This is a genomic window from Pseudaeromonas paramecii, assembly GCF_039540575.1.
In the GTDB taxonomy this organism is placed as follows: domain Bacteria; phylum Pseudomonadota; class Gammaproteobacteria; order Enterobacterales; family Aeromonadaceae; genus Pseudaeromonas; species Pseudaeromonas paramecii.
The window spans coordinates 22389-40825 of sequence record NZ_BAABFC010000022.1; the positions used below are offsets into that span (position 1 = coordinate 22389).

General features: G+C 59.4%; 18 protein-coding genes. 9 read left to right on the top strand and 9 right to left on the bottom strand.

Translation table 11 applies throughout. From position 1 onward, the window contains the following. Positions 1–90: 90 nt before the first annotated feature. From ABD847_RS14380 to lrp, 4 genes are all read right to left on the bottom strand, one after another. Positions 91–1434: a replication-associated recombination protein A gene (locus ABD847_RS14380; protein WP_345014241.1), complete on the bottom strand. Its 1344-nt coding sequence runs from the start codon at positions 1432–1434 to the stop codon at positions 91–93. Further along, positions 1434–2048 (bottom strand): outer membrane lipoprotein periplasmic chaperone LolA, encoded by a 615-nt coding sequence (lolA, locus tag ABD847_RS14385; protein ID WP_345014244.1) that lies wholly within the window; start codon positions 2046–2048, stop codon positions 1434–1436. The genes ABD847_RS14380 and lolA overlap by 1 nt, the downstream gene beginning before the upstream one ends. A gap of 2 nt (positions 2049–2050) precedes the next feature. After that, positions 2051–4597 carry a DNA translocase FtsK gene (locus ABD847_RS14390; protein ID WP_345014246.1) on the bottom strand — a complete coding sequence of 849 codons (2547 nt, stop codon included), beginning with the start codon at positions 4595–4597 and terminating at the stop codon, positions 2051–2053. 158 nt (positions 4598–4755) lie between these two features. Next, positions 4756–5247: a leucine-responsive transcriptional regulator Lrp gene (gene lrp / locus ABD847_RS14395; protein ID WP_345014248.1), complete on the bottom strand. Its 492-nt coding sequence runs from the start codon at positions 5245–5247 to the stop codon at positions 4756–4758. 513 nt (positions 5248–5760) lie between these two features. Between lrp and trxB the strand changes: the two genes are divergently transcribed. The 4 genes from trxB to infA all read left to right on the top strand — a co-directional run bounded on the left by trxB (position 5761) and on the right by infA (position 8531). Next, positions 5761–6714: a thioredoxin-disulfide reductase gene (gene trxB, locus ABD847_RS14400; RefSeq protein WP_345014251.1), complete on the top strand. Its 954-nt coding sequence runs from the start codon at positions 5761–5763 to the stop codon at positions 6712–6714. A gap of 119 nt (positions 6715–6833) precedes the next feature. Then, positions 6834–7535 carry a leucyl/phenylalanyl-tRNA--protein transferase gene (gene aat, locus ABD847_RS14405; RefSeq protein ID WP_345014254.1) on the top strand — a complete coding sequence of 234 codons (702 nt, stop codon included), beginning with the start codon at positions 6834–6836 and terminating at the stop codon, positions 7533–7535. A gap of 5 nt (positions 7536–7540) precedes the next feature. Further along, entirely contained in the window at positions 7541–8245 is a 705-nt protein-coding gene (locus ABD847_RS14410; protein WP_345014370.1) for an arginyltransferase, read from the top strand. Positions 8246–8312: 67 nt separating this feature from the next. Continuing rightward, positions 8313–8531, top strand: a complete 219-nt coding sequence (gene infA / locus ABD847_RS14415) for a translation initiation factor IF-1 (protein WP_014291892.1) — start codon at positions 8313–8315, stop codon at positions 8529–8531. Between the two features lie 50 nt (positions 8532–8581). Here infA and clpA read toward each other — a convergent pair whose 3' ends face one another. Then, the gene (gene clpA, locus ABD847_RS14420) at positions 8582–10852 is read right to left on the bottom strand and encodes an ATP-dependent Clp protease ATP-binding subunit ClpA (RefSeq protein ID WP_345014265.1); all 2271 of its coding nucleotides are present in this window, start codon (positions 10850–10852) and stop codon (positions 8582–8584) included. Between the two features lie 39 nt (positions 10853–10891). Next, on the bottom strand, positions 10892–11209 hold the full coding sequence (gene clpS / locus ABD847_RS14425; protein WP_345014267.1) for an ATP-dependent Clp protease adapter ClpS: 318 nt from the start codon (positions 11207–11209) through the stop codon (positions 10892–10894). A gap of 230 nt (positions 11210–11439) precedes the next feature. Here clpS and cspD point away from each other — a divergent pair, with 230 nt between their 5' ends. Then, positions 11440–11658, top strand: a complete 219-nt coding sequence (cspD, locus tag ABD847_RS14430; RefSeq protein WP_345014269.1) for a cold shock domain-containing protein CspD — start codon at positions 11440–11442, stop codon at positions 11656–11658. Positions 11659–11757: 99 nt separating this feature from the next. Here cspD and icd read toward each other — a convergent pair whose 3' ends face one another. Then, positions 11758–13011, bottom strand: coding sequence for an NADP-dependent isocitrate dehydrogenase (gene icd / locus ABD847_RS14435; RefSeq protein ID WP_345014271.1), 1254 nt, complete (start codon positions 13009–13011; stop codon positions 11758–11760). 457 nt (positions 13012–13468) lie between these two features. Here icd and ABD847_RS14440 point away from each other — a divergent pair, with 457 nt between their 5' ends. The 4 genes from ABD847_RS14440 to purB all read left to right on the top strand — a co-directional run bounded on the left by ABD847_RS14440 (position 13469) and on the right by purB (position 17131). After that, positions 13469–13936, top strand: a complete 468-nt coding sequence (locus tag ABD847_RS14440; RefSeq protein WP_345014273.1) for an NUDIX hydrolase — start codon at positions 13469–13471, stop codon at positions 13934–13936. A 67-nt stretch (positions 13937–14003) separates the two neighbouring features. Beyond that, positions 14004–15116 (top strand): tRNA 2-thiouridine(34) synthase MnmA, encoded by a 1113-nt coding sequence (gene mnmA / locus ABD847_RS14445; protein ID WP_345014275.1) that lies wholly within the window; start codon positions 14004–14006, stop codon positions 15114–15116. Beyond that, on the top strand, positions 15116–15736 hold the full coding sequence (hflD, locus tag ABD847_RS14450; protein WP_345014277.1) for a high frequency lysogenization protein HflD: 621 nt from the start codon (positions 15116–15118) through the stop codon (positions 15734–15736). Before mnmA ends, hflD begins: the two co-directional genes overlap by 1 nt. Positions 15737–15760: 24 nt before the next feature. After that, complete coding sequence (gene purB, locus ABD847_RS14455; RefSeq protein ID WP_345014279.1) at positions 15761–17131, top strand: adenylosuccinate lyase; 1371 nt, start codon at positions 15761–15763, stop codon at positions 17129–17131. 72 nt (positions 17132–17203) lie between these two features. Here the strand turns inward: purB and ABD847_RS14460 are convergent, their stop codons facing one another. Then, positions 17204–17656 (bottom strand): GNAT family N-acetyltransferase, encoded by a 453-nt coding sequence (locus ABD847_RS14460; protein ID WP_345014281.1) that lies wholly within the window; start codon positions 17654–17656, stop codon positions 17204–17206. Between the two features lie 101 nt (positions 17657–17757). Next, entirely contained in the window at positions 17758–18405 is a 648-nt protein-coding gene (pdxH, locus tag ABD847_RS14465; protein ID WP_345014283.1) for a pyridoxamine 5'-phosphate oxidase, read from the bottom strand. Between the last annotated feature and the right edge of the window lie 32 nt (positions 18406–18437).

Genomic DNA, 18437 nt, shown 5'->3' on the forward strand with positions numbered 1-18437 from the left:
TGGGGTGAGCCGGCGGGCTCGGACGGTATCACCGCCCATAAATGGCGCTCAGTCTAACAAAGCCACCCCGGCTTGTAATGGGAAAAACCGCTATTTTCCGCCGGGATAGCGCTGGAGGTTGCTCTGGGCGTCCAACTCGGCCAGGTAGTCGAGTTTCTGGCGGATCTGCTTCTCCAGCCCTCGCTCTGAGGGCTCGTAATAGCGCCGTGCGGCCAGCTCAGGCGGCAGATAGCACTCACCGGCAGCATAGGCACCGGGCTCATCGTGGGCATAACGGTACTCGGCACCGTAACCCAGCTCGGCCAGCAGCTTGGTGGGGGCATTGCGCAGGTGCGGCGGGACCTCGAAATCGGGCAACTCTCGGGCATCTTGGAGCGCCGCCTTCCAAGCTACATACACCGCATTGCTCTTGGGAGCACAGGCCAGATAGACCACCGCCTGGGCGATGGCCCGTTCCCCTTCGGCCGGTCCCACCCGCTCGAAGCAATCCCAGGCGGCCAGGGCCACCTGCATGGCCTTGGGATCGGCATTGCCCACATCCTCGGAGGCGATGGCCAGCAGACGGCGCGCCACGTAGAGGGGATCGCCGCCCGCCGCCACGATGCGGGCATACCAGTAAAGCCCCGCCTGGGGATCCGAGCCGCGGATGGACTTGTGCAGGGCGGAGATCAGGTCGTAATAGAGATCGCCGCCCTTATCAAAACGCGCCACCCGTTCGCCACTCACCGCCGCCAGCAGATCCGGATCGATGCGCCGCTGGCCCCCCTGCTCCACCGCCAGATCCGCCAGCAGCTCCAGGTAGTTGAGCGCCCGGCGGGCATCCCCCTCCACCAGTCGCACCAGCCCGTCCAGGGCACCGGGAGCAAACTCAAGCCCCTGCCCCGCCAAGCCACGCTCATCGGTGAGCGCCTGCTGGATCACGGCGGCAATCTCCTCGTCGCTCAGGCGCTTGAGCAGATAGACCCGGGCCCGGGAGAGCAGGGCGTTATTGAGTTCGAAGGAGGGATTTTCGGTGGTGGCGCCCACGAAGATGATGGTGCCATCCTCGATGTGCGGCAGGAAGGCATCCTGCTGGCTCTTGTTGAAGCGGTGCACCTCATCGACAAACAGCAGGGTGCGCCGGCCTCGGTATTGGTTGTCCTTGGCCCGGTCGATGGCGGCACGGATCTCCTTGACCCCGGAGGTCACCGCCGAGAGCCGCTCCACCTCCGCCTGACAGCACAGGGCCATCAGCTCGGCCAGTGTGGTCTTGCCGGTACCGGGCGGCCCCCAGAGGATCATGGAGTGACACTGGCCGGCCTCCAGGGCACGGCGCAGTGGCTTATCCGGCCCCAGCAGGTGAGACTGACCTATGTATTGCTCCAGCCGCTGGGGCCGCATCCGGGCCGCCAAGGGGCGAAAGTCCGGGGCGAAGTCCAGGCTGAGATTACCCATCAGCGTTGATCGTCCACCGTGACGCCCTTGGGCACCTCAAAGCGGAACGTGCCGGCCTTTACCACTGGCTGGGCATTGTACTGGCTCAGCTCGAATTCGCTGCGCTGGCCCTGGGTCTCATTGACCTCGAAGCGACTCAGTTGACCGTTCTGGCCAAAGATGAGACGCAACGACTCGATGCGCTGCCCCTTTTGCTTGCTGGTCACGGTGAAGGCGTTCTCCTCCTTGAGCACATCGTAGCGGGCCCAGAGGGAGGGATCCGTGCTGGAGATGAGCAGGAAGGGGGTGTTGACCACCGCATCGGCCAGTGTGGTGATGGAAACCTGCTCGACGAAGGGATCATAGAGCCATACCGACTTGCCATCGGAGAGGATCAGGCTTTCATCCGGTTGTTGGGTCTCCCAACGGAAGCGATCCGGACGGGACACCAGCAGCTCACCGCTGGCTTGCTGCAGCGGCTGCCCCTCCACATCAAACACCTGCTGCTGAAAATGCGCCGAGAACTGCTTCACCTGACCCAACAAGGTCTTAAGCTCCTGGGCATCGTCGGCCCAGGAAGGCAGCAGATAACCGGCCAGCAGGGCCGCGGTCAACAAGCGAACTGTCTTCTTCATGCTTAATCTCTCATGGGCGCCGGTGCCAGCACTTCCCGCTGGCCATTGGAGCCGGGTGGACTCACGATTCCCTGGGCCTCCATCTGGTCCACCAGACGGGCCGCACGGTTGTAACCTATCTTGAAACGCCGTTGTACGCTGGAAGTAGAGCCCCGGCGGGACTCCACCACGAAGGCCACCGCCTCGTCAAACAAGGGATCCAGATCCTCACCGTTGAGATCCGGCTGCTCACCCGGCAACAGGCTCTCCGCCGTCACCTCGCCGTTCAAGATCTCGTCGATATAGTTGGGTTCGCCTCTGAGCTTCCAGTCCGCCACCACCTTATGCACCTCGTGGTCATCCACGAAAGCGCCGTGCACCCGGGTCGGCGTACTGTCGCCGGCTGGCAGATAGAGCATGTCCCCCATGCCCAGCAGGGATTCGGCCCCCGGCTGATCGAGTATGGTACGGGAGTCAATCTTCGATGAGACCTGGAATGACACCCGGGTGGGGATGTTGGCCTTGATGAGGCCGGTGATCACGTCCACCGACGGCCTCTGGGTAGCCAGCACCAGGTGGATGCCGGCCGCCCGTGCCTTCTGGGCGATCCGGGCGATGAGCTCCTCCACCTTCTTGCCGACGATCATCATCATGTCGGCGAATTCGTCGATGATCACCACGATACTGGGCAGGGTTTCCAGGTCCGGTGCCTCTTCATCGAAGGAGTCGCCGGGTCGCCAGAAGGGATCCTTGATGGGATTACCGCTGGCCTGGGCCGCCGCCACCTTGGCGTTGAAGCCCTTGAGGTTACGCACCCCCATGGCCGACATCAGCTTGTAGCGTCGCTCCATCTCCCCGACACACCAGCGCAGGGCGTTGGCGGCGTCCTTCATGTCGGTGACCACCTCGGTCAACAGATGCGGAATGCCTTCATAGACCGACAGCTCCAGCATCTTGGGGTCGATCATGATGAAGCGCACCTGTTCCGGCGTGGCCTTGTAGAGCATGGAGAGGATCATGACATTGACCCCGACGGACTTACCGGAGCCCGTGGTACCCGCCACCAGCACGTGGGGCATCTTGGCCAGGTTCACCACCACGGACTCGCCGGCGATGTCTTGGCCCAGCACCATGGTCAGGGGGTTGTCCGACTGCCGGAAGCGCTCTGAGTCCAGCACCTCCTTGAGATAGACGGTCTGCCGATGACGGTTGGGCAACTCGAGTCCCACGTAGGGCTTGCCGGGGATCACCTCCACCACCCGCACACTCACCGCCGACAGGGAGCGGGCCAGGTCCCGAGACAGGCCGGTGATCTTGCTGGCCTTCATGCCAGGGGCCAGCTCCAGCTCAAACCGGGTGATCACAGGACCCGGATAGACACCCACCACCTTGGCCTGCACGTTGTAATCGGCCAGCTTGGCTTCCACCAGACGGGCAATCCGCTCCAGTTCATCCGGGCTCATCATGCTCTGACGCACCGGCGGCGTATCCAGCAGGTTCAGCGACGGCAACTCCCCCAGGGGTTTGGGTCTGGGTTTGGGCACTACCAGCGGCTGAGGTTGACTGCTGGGTCCAGTCGCGGGCCGACTGGGTGCCGGCTCGGCACTGTCTGTGCCCCAGGGCAGGCTCACATCATCGTCATCGTCCGCCACCGACAGCCCCATGACGGGGGTAAAGTCGGCCTCGACCTTGGCCGGTTGACGCGGGGGCGTCGGGGCCGGCGTCTCATGCAGGGCACCCAGATCGATGGCCGGCTCCCAGTCATCCTCATCCTCGTCGCTCAGTGCCAGGGACGGCTCGGCCGCCACAGTACGCTTGGCCGGCGCAAAGCGGGGTGCCGGCTTGACGGGCACCTCGGCACGCGGGGTAACAAAGCGGGACGCTGACGGCATTTCCTCGTCATCATCTTCATCATCGAAGAATTCTTCAGGCCCAACGGCCGGAGCCGGGCGACGGACTAGACGACGGAACACCTCGCCGGGCTGAGTGAAGAGCTGCAGGCTGCCGGTCACCGCCAGACCCAGGTATTCGGCGATCATCAACCAGGACCAGCCGGTAAACAGCGTGATACCGGTAGCAGTGGCACACAAGAGCACCAGGGTCGTGCCCAGATCGCCAAACAGCGGATGCAGCTGGGTACCAAGCATGTCGCCCACCAGACCACCACAACTAAAGCTGTGAATGTCCGGGAAGTGCATGCTGCCCAGTCCCGCCATGCCTAGATACAACACTAGGAAGCCGACCAAGCGCAGCCCCAGGGTGAAGTAGTTAACACTGGTCAGCCGATAGGGCCGCCAGAAGATGCTCCAGCCAATAAACACCAGCAAGGCCGGCAGCAAGTAAGCAAAGATCCCAAAGATGAAGAAACAGAGATCGGCGGTCCAGGCACCGGCTGCGCCGGCGGAGTTATGGATCTTGCCGCCCCAGGCGGTCTGGGACCAGCCCGGATCGGAGGGATGATAGGTCAGCAGGGCCAGCAGCAGGAACAATGCTCCCAGGCTCAGAACGATGAGTCCCGTTTCAAAAATGCGCTGTAAACCTGAAATGGGAGTGAACTTCCTCGCGGTCAAACCCGACTCCTTGATGCACGACTAACAAAAACGGCAGGCAGGGCCTGCAAAATTGGGCGCTATTATACCCGGAGGGAGTTGCCAGTATACAAATAGGAAATGAGCGGCCAAGCCGCTCAGTTAACGCCCATCTGTGACCATCCGCCAACCGTCATGACTCAACGGTTGTTAATCACCAGCCGATTGGTCTGTTTGACTTCTTCCATCACCACATAGGTACGGGTGTCATTCACGCCGGGGAGACGCAGCAGGGTTTCCCCCAGCAGGCGACGATAGGCAGACATGTCCGATACCCGGGTCTTGAGCAGGTAATCGAAGTCACCCGAGACCAGATGACACTCCTGGATCTCCTCCAGGGTCTGAACCGCCTTGTTGAATTGCTCGAACACGTCAGGGGCACCACGGTTTAAGGTGATCTCGACGAATACCAGCAGGGAGGCATCCAGATAATGGGGATTAAGAATGGCGGTGTAGCCTTCGATAAACCCCTGCCGTTCCAGGCGACGCACCCGCTCCAGACAGGGTGTAGGGCTGAGTCCTACCCGTTTTGACAGTTCAACATTCGAAATGCGGCCATCCTTTTGCAGCTCGTTAAGAATGTTGCGATCTATCCTGTCAAGCTCCCTCAGTCTACTGTTCTCTTCCAGCATATTATTCCATCCTTTGACTTACTTTTAGAGATTATCTCCGCATTGTTATAAGTTCAGTCACCCAAACTGTCAACCAGCGACAGAGATCAAATTATCGTGCTCCGACCAGATTAAAAAACCACCCAATGCCATGGGAGCCGCCAGATGCAATCTAAATAAAAATACACAATGTTCGCATAGCTATTGCGTGAAGCAGTCTACGTGATCCCGCAGCCCGAGACCATAGGGGAATGGCCGTTTTCTCGACAAATATATGGCAAGCTAGCCGCCATGCGATGCTTTTGGCCAGCGTTATCACGTTTATATTGGCGATTGCCACATACCCTGTGGTTAAGCCAAGGTTGATACAGGGCCCACACCAAGGAGGCATATGCATATGAATGCATAAAAATCGCATCACCAGCGCTATGCCACAGCCATATAACATTTCGATTACCTTTATCTCCTCTCCATTCTTTACCCCTCAAAGCCATTTCCCTACAATCGGGACTCTTCGTTGAAAAGGAATACGTCATGAGCCAAATCAAGCACGCCAAGCTGCTGATCCTGGGGTCTGGTCCTGCGGGATACACAGCCGCCGTCTATGCCGCCCGCGCCAACCTCAATCCGGTCCTGATCACCGGGATGCAGCAAGGCGGACAGCTGACCACTACCACTGAGATCGAGAACTGGCCTGGCGATGCCGAAGGCCTGACAGGTCCAGGCCTGATGGATAAGATGAAGGCTCACGCCGAGCATTTCGACACCGAGATCATCTTCGACCACATTACCGAAGCGCGGCTGGACCAGAAGCCCTTCTACCTCAAAGGCGATAGTGGCGAGTACAGCTGTGATGCCCTGATCATTGCCACCGGAGCCTCGGCCCGTTATCTGGGGCTGCCCTCAGAGAGCGCCTTCATGGGGCGTGGTGTTTCGGCCTGTGCCACCTGCGACGGCTTCTTCTATCGCAATCAGAAGGTGGCCGTGGTGGGAGGAGGTAACACCGCCGTGGAAGAGGCCCTGTACCTGGCCAACATCGCTTCCGAGGTGCATCTGATCCACCGCCGTGACGGCTTTCGCGCCGAGAAAATCCTGCTCAAACGCCTGCAGGACAAGGTAGAGCAAGGCATCATCAAGCTGCACGTTCACCGAACCCTGGAAGAAGTGCAGGGTGACGAGATGGGGGTCACCGCCCTGCAGCTCAAGAGCACCCAGGATGGCAGCCTGGAGCAGCTGGAGGTCATGGGGGTGTTTATCGCTATCGGTCACAGCCCCAATACCGCCTTGTTTGAAGGTCAGCTGGAGATGAATCACGGCTATCTCAAGGTCAAGAGCGGCAGCGAGGGCTTTGCCACCCAGACCAGTATTCCCGGGGTCTTTGCCGCCGGGGATGTGGCGGATCACATCTATCGCCAAGCCATCACCTCTGCCGGCACCGGCTGTATGGCGGCCCTGGATGCAGAGCGTTACTTGGACGGGCAAGGCTAGATAGTCTCCCGTCCAACCCAAGGGTGTGAACCGGCTTCACACCCTTTTTGTTTGTGGTTTACCTTGGCTGACGGCTCGGTTAGTGTGCCTAACGCGGTCGTCTTATTACGGAGTACAGCATGGAGCTGGTGCAGCTGGACGAGTCTGAACTGGCGTTTCCGCCAGTGGAGCTGGCCCTAAGCCAGCCCAACGGCTTGTTGGCCATCGGCGGTGATCTGAGCCCACAACGGATCTTGCTGGCCTACCGTCAGGGCATTTTTCCCTGGTTTGGTGCCCATCAACCCATTCTCTGGTGGTCCCCCGATCCGCGTGGTGTGCTGCAGCCTGACGCCATGCATTGTTCCCGCTCGCTGCAAAAGCAACTCAGACGCCAGACGGTGAGCTGCTGGATTAACCGGGACTTTGCCCAGGTCATTGCCGCCTGTGCGGCTCCTCGACGGGATTGTGAAGACACCTGGATCAGCCAGGAGATGCAGCAGGCCTATTTGCAGCTGCACAGCCTGGGACTGGCACATTCGATAGAAATATGGCGGGATGAACAGCTGGTAGGCGGCCTGTATGGCCTGGCCGTCGGCAGTCTGTTCTGCGGTGAATCCATGTTTTCCCGAGATACCAACGCCTCCAAGCTGGCGCTCTATTATTTATGTCGCCACTGGCACAGGTGGGGCGGTCGCTTGATCGACTGCCAGATGCAAAATAGTCATTTGGAGACACTTGGCGTGGTAGAGTGGCCTAGGGCGCGCTTCATGGCACAGCTGGCCAGATGCCGGGATGAAACCATAGACCCCGCCTGTTGGCGGTATCAAGAGGTAATAGTGTGACTGAGATGGCCCTGAAGGTAGGGTTAACCCCGGAGCAAAAGTGCAGCTATCTAGCGGAACAACGGGAGCGCCTCATGGTGTTGCTGGATCCCAATCGCCTCTCTCCGACCAGCTATGAAGAACTGCTCAAGGCAGGATTCCGTCGCAGTGGCGATGATCTCTATCGCCCCCATTGCCAAGGATGTCAGGCTTGCTGTTCGTTACGCATTCCGGTGGATGAGTTTACCCCGGATCGCCGCCAACGCCGTATTCTGCGACGCAATCAGGATCTCTCCTTCACCCTGAGTCACCAGGATAAGCCCGAATATTATGACCTCTTTTGTCGCTACATCAGTCTGCGACACAAAGACGGCACCATGTATCCCCCCAGCCGCAAACAGTACGACGGGTTTTTGCTGTGCAGCTGGATGCCCCCGCTGTTCATGGAATTTCACTCCGGCCACCGACTCATCGCCGTCGCCATCACGGACGCCATGCCTAACAGCCTCAGTGCCATGTACACCTTGTTTGAACCGGAAGAAGAGTCCCGTTCATTGGGCGCCTACGCCATTCTCAGCCAGATAGCCCTGGCGCGCCGCATGCGCAAACAGTGGCTCTATCTGGGTTACCAGATAGAGGCATGTCGCAAGATGAATTACAAAACCCAATACCTGCCCCATGAACAACTCATTGAGCAAGAGTGGAAAAAAACACCCTGTCCCGCTGAGTGAACTTTACACTCACCACTAAATCCGGCATGATCCGCACGTTTTTTATAGAGGCTATCTCGAGGATTAAATGGCGAAAGAAGACAGTATTGAGATGCAAGGTACCATTTTGGAAACCCTGCCAAACACCATGTTCCGTGTTGAACTGGAAAACGGCCATGTGGTGACCGCTCACATCTCAGGCAAGATGCGCAAAAACTACATTCGTATCCTGACCGGCGACAAAGTTACCGTTCAGCTGACCCCGTACGATCTCTCCAAGGGCCGCATCGTTTTCCGCTCTCGCTGATTCCGCCAAATACAAAGCCCGGCATCTGCCGGGCTTTGTCTATTTAGGCATCAGTGGCAGACCGCGGCCTGATGGGGTGTGCACTCCAGGTGCAGTTCATCGCCCCGTAACTCCACCTTCACGGTACCACCAGAGACCAACTCACCAAACAGCAGCTCGTTGGCCAGGGGTTTCTTGAGCTTCTCTTGAATGACCCGGGCCATGGGCCGGGCGCCCATGCTGCGGTCGTAGCCCTTCTCCGCCAGCCAGACACGAGCACCTTCGGTGACCTCCAGTGACACGCCCTTGGCATCCAGCTGAGCTTGCAGTTCGACGATGAACTTGTCCACCACCTGGTGAATGACCGGCATGTCCAGTTGGTTGAACCAGATGATCTGATCCAGCCGGTTCCGGAACTCAGGACTGAAGGTCCGGTTGATCACCGACATGGCATCAAAGCTGTGATCCTGCTGCTTGAAGCCAATGGACTGCCGCTGGGTTTCCGTCACACCGGCGTTGGTGGTCATCACCAAGATGACGTTGCGAAAATCGGCCTTGCGGCCATTGTTGTCCGTCAGGGTGCCATTATCCATCACCTGCAGCAGCAGGTTGAACACATCGGAGTGCGCCTTCTCGATCTCATCCAGCAGCACCACAGAGTGCGGATGCTTGAGCACCGCATCGGTGAGCAGTCCCCCCTGCTCGTAGCCCACATAACCAGGAGGCGCCCCGATCAAGCGAGAGACCGTATGGCGTTCCATGTACTCGGACATGTCAAAGCGCAGCAACTCGACCCCCAGCAGGCGAGCCAGCTGCTGGGTGACTTCCGTCTTGCCCACCCCGGTGGGGCCTGCAAACAGGAAGGAACCCACCGGCTTACGCTCATTGCCCAGGCCGGAACGGCTCAAGCGGATGGCATCGGTCAGCACGCCAATGGCCTTGTCCTGACCAAACACCACCATCTTGAGATTACGCTCCAGATTCTTGAGCACCTCTTTGTCGGAGGAAGAGACAGACTTCTCCGGGATGCGGGCAATCTTGGCGACGATCGCCTCTATCTCGCCGACATTGATGACCTTTTTGCGCTTGCTGACCGGCAACATGCGCTGGCTGGCCCCCGCCTCGTCGATGACATCGATGGCCTTGTCCGGCAGATGGCGCTCGTTGATGTATTTGGCCGCCAGCTCAGCCGCAGCACGCAGTGCCTTGCTGGTGTAGCGTACGCTGTGATGCTCCTCGTAGCGGCTCTTCAGTCCCATCAGGATACGCGCCGTGTCATCCACCGAGGGCTCTGTGATGTCTACCTTCTGGAAGCGCCGTGCCAAGGCATGGTCCTTCTCGAAGATCTGGGCGTACTCCTGATAGGTGGTGGAGCCGATGCAGCGCAGCTGACCGGACGACAGGATAGGCTTGATCAGGTTGGCGGCATCCAGTTGACCGCCTGAGGCGGCGCCGGCCCCTATGATGGTGTGGATCTCATCGATAAACAGCACGGCCCCGTCTTGCTTCTCCAGCTGCTTGAGCAGCACCTTGAAGCGTTTTTCAAAGTCACCGCGATACTTGGTGCCCGCCAGCAGGGCACCCATATCGAGGGAATAGATGACATTGTTCATCATTACCTCGGGCACTTCCTGCCGCACGATGCGATAGGCCAAGCCTTCGGCGATGGCGGTCTTACCCACCCCGGCCTCGCCCACCAGCAGCGGATTGTTCTTGCGGCGGCGACACAAAATCTGAATGGTGCGGTTTAGCTCATCATCCCGGCCAATCAGGGGATCGATACGCCCCTCGATAACCTTCTGATTCAGATTCACCACAAAATTCTCGATAGAGCCTGCCGCCTCATCCGGCATGCTCTCGGACTCACTGTTGTTGCTCATGCCTGCATGCCCCTCACCGCTACCGGCATCCTTGCGGACACCGTGGGAGAGGTAATTGACCACATCCAGTCGGCTGATATCGGTTTTCTTCAGGAAGTAAACCGCCTGAGACTCCTGTTCACCAAAGATGGCCACCAAGACGTTGGCGCCAGACACCTCCGCCTGCCCCGAAGACTGGACATGGAACACGGCACGCTGCAGGACCCGCTGGAAACCAAGGGTCGGCTGGGTCTCTCGCTCATGGTCATCATGGGGGATCAGCGGGGTTGTTTGATTGATGAAGCTGACGATCTCCTGACGCAGCTGCTCCACATCCGCGCCGCAGGCCAGCAAGGCCTCCTTGGCAGATTGATTGTCCAGCAAGGCCAGCAGCAGGTGCTCGACCGTCATGAACTCGTGGTGGGCATCACGCGCTTCTTTGAAGGCGTAGTTGAGGGTTTGTTCCAGTTCCTTGCTCAGCATGGGCACCTCCCCAAAAACAGATATGGCTCTGACCGGGCACTAGGCCTTTTCCATGGTACAGAGCAGTGGATGCTCATTATCTCGGGCGTACTGATTGACCTGCGCCACCTTGGTTTCCGCTATCTCGGCCGTATAGACCCCGCAAATCCCCTTACCATGATAGTGAACCGACAACATGATCTGGGTTGCCTTGTCCAACTCCATTCGAAAAAACTTCTGCAACACCTCAATTACAAAATCCATGGGGGTGTAGTCATCATTGTTGAGCACTACCTTGTACATGGGTGGCGGCTGCAACGCCAAATCAGTCTGCGCCTGGGCCGGCTGATAGGTCGATGACGCCTGCGTCTTGCTCATGGCTCCCTACCCCTTGTCTTTAATTACTACCTGCATGGTTTAACTTGTCAACATCACTGAGAGCTGGCTCCACAAGGCGGAGATCAACCCCTTGACTCGGTGATTATTTATACTAGATTGGTTAACTGGTAACCATTGGCACCCTCTGTCTAACCCATTGAGACAGTTATAAATGGCAATGGATACCGACTCAACGGCTTTAAGTGGAATTTGACTAAGGACGTAGAAGTATGGCTACCGGAACGGTGAAGTGGTTCAACAACGCAAAGGGATTTGGGTTTATCTGTCCGGACGGAGGGGGGGATGACATCTTCGCTCACTACTCCACCATCGACATGCAGGGTTACAAGACCCTTAAAGCAGGTCAGCCCGTCATGTTTGAAATGCAGTCTGGTCCCAAGGGCAACCATGCGGTAAGCATAGTGCCTACGGGTGCGCAGGAGTCTTAGCCACCACTAAGAGAGCGCACGGGATAATAAGACAGCATGAAGAAAAGCGGGCCTTGGCCCGCTTTTCTCATATCAAGAAGCCGGAAAACCGGCTTCTTCTTACATGTTGGCGATCATGTCGTCAGCAAATTCTGAGCACTTGCGCAGGGTGGCACCGTCCATCAGACGCTCGAAGTCATAGGTCACCGTCTTGTTGCGGATGGCCGCTTCCATGCCCTTGACGATAAGGTCTGCCGCTTCCACCCAGCCCAGGTGGCGCAGCATCATCTCGGCAGAGAGGATGAGCGAGCCGGGGTTGACCTTATCCTGGCCGGCGTACTTGGGTGCGGTGCCGTGAGTCGCCTCGAACAACGCCACGCCATCGCCGATGTTGGCGCCGGGCGCGATGCCGATACCGCCTACCTGAGCGGCCAGGGCATCGGAGATGTAATCGCCGTTGAGGTTCATACAGGCGATCACGTCATACTCGGCCGGACGCAGCAGGATCTGTTGCAAGAAGGCATCGGCAATCACGTCCTTGACGATGATCTGCTTGCCGGTCTTGGGGTTCTTGAATTGGCACCAGGGACCACCGTCGATCAGTTCGGCACCGAACTCCTCGCGGGCCAGCTCATAGCCCCAATCCTTGAAGGCGCCTTCGGTGAACTTCATGATGTTGCCCTTGTGTACCAGGGTCACGGAGTCACGGTCGTTGTCGATGGCGTATTCCATGGCCGCACGCACCAACCGCTTGGTACCGGCCTGGGACATGGGCTTGATGCCGATGCCGCAATGGTCGGGGAAGCGGATCTTCTTCACCCCCATCTCGTTTTGCAGGAAATCGATGACCTTCTTGGCTTCGGCCGAATCGGCCTTCCACTCGATGCCGGCATAGATGTCTTCGGCGTTTTCACGGAAGATCACCATATCGGTCAGTTCAGGACGCTTCACCGGGCTGGGGGTGCCCTCGTAATAGCGCACAGGGCGCAGGCACACATACAGATCCAGCTCCTGCCGCAGTGCCACGTTCAGTGAGCGGATGCCGCCCCCTACCGGCGTGGTCAAGGGGCCCTTGATGGCCACATGGTATTCGCGGATGAAGTCCAGGGTTTCGGCAGGCAGCCAGACGTCGTCACCATAGACCTTGGTGGATTTTTCACCCGTGTAGATTTCCATCCAGGCGATCTGACGCTTGCCGGCATAGGCCTTGGCCACGGCGGCATCCACCACCTTGAGCATGGCGGGGGTCACATCCACACCGATGCCATCCCCTTCGATAAAGGGAATGATGGGATGATCGGGTACGGCCAACTTGCCGTTAGCATCGAGCGTAATCTTTTCGCCGGTGGCGGGCACGACTACTTTAGTTTCCATCGGTGTCTCCTAACTTCCGGTTGTTATCAGAGTGTCACCAGGCCGTCGATTGGGCATCTAGCCAGAGCGGATCGGCCTGATTGCAGACGTGAGGCGGGCAAGCCCTTAAAAACGCGGGCCATCTTAGCCCATTGGCAGACGGATGCAAAATCACAAACCCGAGGCCGTGCTTCACCATATCTCAGTTGGCGACAGTTTGTTAACATCGCCCCCAAGATATGGGTCTTTTTTTGCTCCAACCCCCTTGCTCCCCTTCGGCAGCAGCCTCGCCCTGGATGGCAAGCCTATCTGCGCCGCCAGATAGCAAGATCGTGACCAGAATGGGCTGTGATGACTTGACTGGAGTGATAAGCTCCGCGCCTGGCTCGGATTTTCAAGCTAAGAACCCTATTTTGCAGCTTTGCATCGGCCCTTATTGCCTGGACACTTTGGCACCAGGCCACTGGACACCATGAACATGAGATTTAGGCCCAACGTCACCGTCGCCGCCATCATCCGCTGGCAAGACCGCTATCTGCTGGTGGAGGAGCAGGAGCGCAATGGACGTCATGTGTTCAATCAACCGGCCGGCCATCTGGAGCATGGTGAAAACCTGATAGAAGCGGTGATGCGCGAGGTGCAAGAAGAAACCGGCCTGACCCTGACCCCGGATGGCTGGGTGGGCACCTACCTGTTCTCCACCCCCTACCGCAAGCTCACCTACCTGCGCTTTTGCTTCTATTGCGAGCTGACCCAGGCGCCGGGTGACCATGCGCCCCAGGATCCTGACAACGACATCCTCGCCTGCCACTGGCTGACCATGCCCGAGATCCGCAAGCTGGGTCGCCGGCTGCGCAGTCCCCTGGTCATGGAGTGTTTCGAAGATTACTTAAGCGGTGTGCGCCTGCCACTGGCCAGCCTGAAGGATCGCCGTTTTTGCGTCTGAGGGGGTTCTGGGTCTTGCCGTCAATTTCTGCTAGAATGCGCACAGTTTTTTTCACAACACGCTTCCTATGACAGACAACAGCCACATCAAGGTCATCGTCGGCATGTCCGGCGGGGTTGATTCCTCCGTTTCCGCCTATCTGCTGCAACAGCAGGGCTATCAGGTCGAAGGCCTGTTCATGAAAAACTGGGAAGAGGATGACGGCGAGGATTACTGCACGGCGGCCGCCGATCTGGCCGATGCCCAGGCGGTCTGTGACAAGCTGGGCATCCCCCTGCACACCATCAATTTTGCGGCTGAATACTGGGATCAGGTGTTCGAGCACTTTCTGGCCGAGTATCAGGCCGGTCGGACCCCGAACCCGGATATCCTGTGCAACAAGGAGATCAAGTTCAAAGCCTTCCTGGAATTTGCCGCCGAAGAGCTGGGTGCCCACTACATCGCCACCGGGCATTATGTAAGACGGGACGACAGCACCGGCACGCCGCGCCTGCTGCGTGGCCTCGATGGCAACAAGGATCAGAGCTACTTCCTCTATACCCTCAGCCATCAGCAGGTGGGGCAGAGCCTGTTTCCGGTGGGTGAGCTGGAAAAGCCCGCCGTGCGCCAGATTGCCGAGCAGCTGGACTTAGTGACCGCCAAGAAGAAGGACAGCACGGGCATCTGCTTCATCGGTGAGCGCAAGTTCCGCGAATTCCTCGCCCGCTACCTGCCGGCACAACCCGGCCCCATCGAGACAGTGGACGGCCAGATCATCGGCGAACATCAGGGACTCATGTACCATACCCTGGGGCAGCGCAAGGGGCTGGGGATCGGCGGTCGAAAAGACTCTGATGACAATCCCTGGTACGTGGTGGACAAGGACATGGCGCGCAACACCCTGATCGTCGCCCAGGGCCATGATCACCCGCGGCTGTACTCCGATGGCCTGGTGGCCAGCCAGCTGCACTGGGTCGACCGCCAGCCCATCACGGCCCCCTTCGAGTGCACAGTGAAGACCCGCTACCGCCAGCAGGACATCCCCTGCCGGGTGGAGCCCCTGGATGAGGATCGCATCCGCGTCACCTTTGCCACCCCGCAGGCCTCCGTCACCCCTGGCCAGTCTGCCGTCTTCTACCTGGGCGAGGTTTGCCTGGGTGGTGGTGTTATCGAGCACAGATTCAAGTTGCAGGAGTCATGATGAGCAACGCCCAAACCCAACGCACCATGGCCTTCGCCGGCATCTGCCAGGCGGCCTTTCTCGTTCAGCAGGTGGCCCGCCAAGGCCAGTGTGACGATGCAGCCCTGCGTCAAGCCTTGTCCAGCATACTGGTGACCGATCCGAAACACCCCGAGGAGGTCTTTGGCGACCACCCGGATCTGCGGGATGGCTATCAGGCCCTCATTACCCAGCTGGGCAATGGCGAGCGCAAGGATCCCGAGCTGACCCGCTACGTGGTGAGCCTGGTGGCCCTTGAGCGCAAGCTGGCCGCCCGCAAGGAGATGCTCTCCATGCTGGGAGAGCGGATCACCCAGGTCAAACGCCAGTGCCATCACTTTGACCTGCTGGACGAGCCGGTGCTGGCCAACCTGGCCAGCATCTACAGCGAAATCATCAGCCCCCTGGGACCGCGGATCCAGGTGGCCGGTACCCCGATGTTCCTGCAACAGCCGGCGGTACAACACAAGGTCCGCGCCCTGCTGCTGGCCGGCATCCGTGCCTGCGTGCTGTGGCGCCAACTGGGCGGCCGTCGTCGCCATATCCTCTTTGCCCGTCGTGGTCTGGTGGAAACCGCCCGCAACGCGCTCAATCGACACTAACCCCTTACTTTCAGGAGTCTATCCATGGAATTGTCAGCCCTGACTGCGGTTTCGCCCATCGATGGTCGTTACGGCGACAAATGCACCGCCCTGCGGCCCATTTTCTCCGAATTCGGCCTGCTGCGCTTTCGCGTCGAGGTAGAAGTTCGCTGGCTGCAACACCTGGCACGCCATGCCGGCATCCCCGAAGTGCCGGCCTTCTCGGCGGCGGCCGATGCCCAGCTGGATGCCATCGTCGCCAACTTCAGCGAGGCCGATGCCGCCCGGATAAAGGCCATTGAGCGCACCACCAATCATGACGTCAAGGCGGTGGAATACTTCCTCAAAGAGAAGGTGGCCGACAATGCCGAGCTCAATGCAGTCAGTGAATTCATCCACTTCGCCTGTACCTCCGAGGACATCAACAACAATTCCCACGGCCTGATGCTCAAGACCGCCCGGGAAGAGGTGATCCTGCCGGTGTGCCAAAAACTGGTGGATGAAGTAAAACGTTTGGCTCACGCATACCGTGACATCCCCATGCTCTCCCGTACCCACGGCCAACCCGCCTCCCCTACCACCCTGGGCAAGGAGATGGCCAACGTGGCCTACCGGCTGGAGCGCCAGGTCAAGCAGATCGCCGCCGTGGAGATCCTCGGCAAGATCAATGGTGCCGTGGGCAACTACAACGCCCACCTCAGCGCCTACCCGGACGTGGACTGGCATGCCTTCTCCGAGCAGTTTGTCACCAGCCTGGGGCTGACCTGGAACCCCTACACCACCCAGATCGAACCCCACGACTACATCGCCGAGCTGTTTGACGCCATCGCCCGTTTCAACACCATCCTCATCGACTTCGATCGGGACATCTGGGGTTACATCTGCCTGGGTCACTTCAAGCAGCGTACCGTGGCAGGGGAAATCGGCTCCTCCACCATGCCCCACAAGGTCAACCCCATCGACTTCGAAAATTCCGAAGGCAACCTGGGCCTGGCCAACGCCCTGTTCGACCATCTGGCCGCCAAGCTGCCCATCAGCCGCTGGCAACGGGATCTCACCGACAGCACAGTGCTGCGTAACCTGGGCGTCGCCGTCGGCTACTCCCTGATCGCCTACCAAGCCACCTTGAAGGGTATCTCCAAGCTGGAGGCCAACGAGGCCAACATGGCCGCCGATCTGAACAGCAACTGGGAGGTGCTGGCCGAGCCCATCCAGACGGTGATGCGCCGCTACGGCATCGAGAAGCCTTATGAGAAGTTGAAGGAACTGACCCGCGGTCGCCGGGTGGATGCCGAGGGCATGCGTCAGTTCATCGACACCCTGGCCCTGCCGGACGAGGTGAAGGCCGAGCTCAAGCGGCTGACGCCAGCCAACTATATCGGCCGCGCCGTTGGCCTGGTGGACGACCTCAAATAAGGTCACCCAGTCAACAAGATGCAAAAAGCGAGGCCCAAGGGCCTCGCTTTTTTATGCCACCAGCGGCGCGCGTCAATGCAGGATATGGGGGGCCTCCCGGCACAACTCGGGATTGAAGATCTCCAGCCAATGCTCAGGGTGCGCCGGGGCATTGAAGCCATGGCGCCGGTACAGCTCATTGACCTGGGGATCGGAGAGCAGCACCCGCTGCAGCCCCTGCAAATCCGGGTGAGAGAGCACGGTGGCGATGAGCCACTCCCCTAAGGCCGGCTCATCGAGCGCCGGATCCAGCCACACCTCCGCGACATAGGCAAAGGTTGCCTTATCCGTCACCACCCGGGCAAAGCCCAACTGGGCGTCGTCCCGATACAGACCGAAGCACAGACTGCCGGCGATGGCCTTTTCCACCAGGGCCTCCGACACATCCTTGCTCCAATAGTGCTGCCTCAGCAGCTCATGGATCAGCCCCCGCTGCAGGCGGGCCGGCTCCGTGCTGATCCGATAGTCATAGCGTTGCCATTCCATCTTGCTGCCTCCACCCAGGGTATCGCCCCCTGAGTGTAGAGCCTGGCGCGCCGGCGCGCCTGCCTTGCGGCGACTTGTCCGGGCTGCCGGCTCTCGGGCAACTAGGGCGCCAAGCGATCGATATGCCAGGCGTCTTTGCCTTCCCCCAGCCGGGTATAGAGGAAACGGTCGTGCAGACGGTGTGCGCCGCCCTGCCAGAACTCCACCGAATCGAAACGTACCCGGTAGCCGCCCCAGAAGCTGGGCAGCGGCACCTCGCCGTTGGCGAACTTCTGCTTCATCTCCATGAACTTGGCTTCCAGCAGGCCTCGGGCCGAGATCCGACTGGACTGGCGACTGACCCAGGCGGCGATCTGGCTATCCTTGGGGCGCGAGTGGAAGTACTTGACCACCTCCAGGGTGGAAAGCGGTTCGGCGACCCCGGTGACATGCACCTGCCGCTCCAGGGTATGCCAGGGGAACAGCAGACTGACCTTGGCGTTGCCGGCGATCTGCTGGGCCTTGCGGCTACCCAGGTTGGTGTAAAACACGAAGCCTTGCTGGTCGAAGTGCTTGAGCAGCACCAGACGCTGGAAGGGTTGGCCGCTGGCATCCACGGTGGCCACGCTCATGGCGGTGGGATCGGAGAGCTGCGCCTCGCAGGCCTGCTTGAGCCAGCGCTCAAACAGGGCGATGGGCTCCACCGGCAACTCCTCCCGGTGCAAACCGCCCTTGATATATTCACGGCGCAAGTCGGCAATATCCAACATCTTTTCGTCCTCCCTAGCCAATTTCAGCTGGG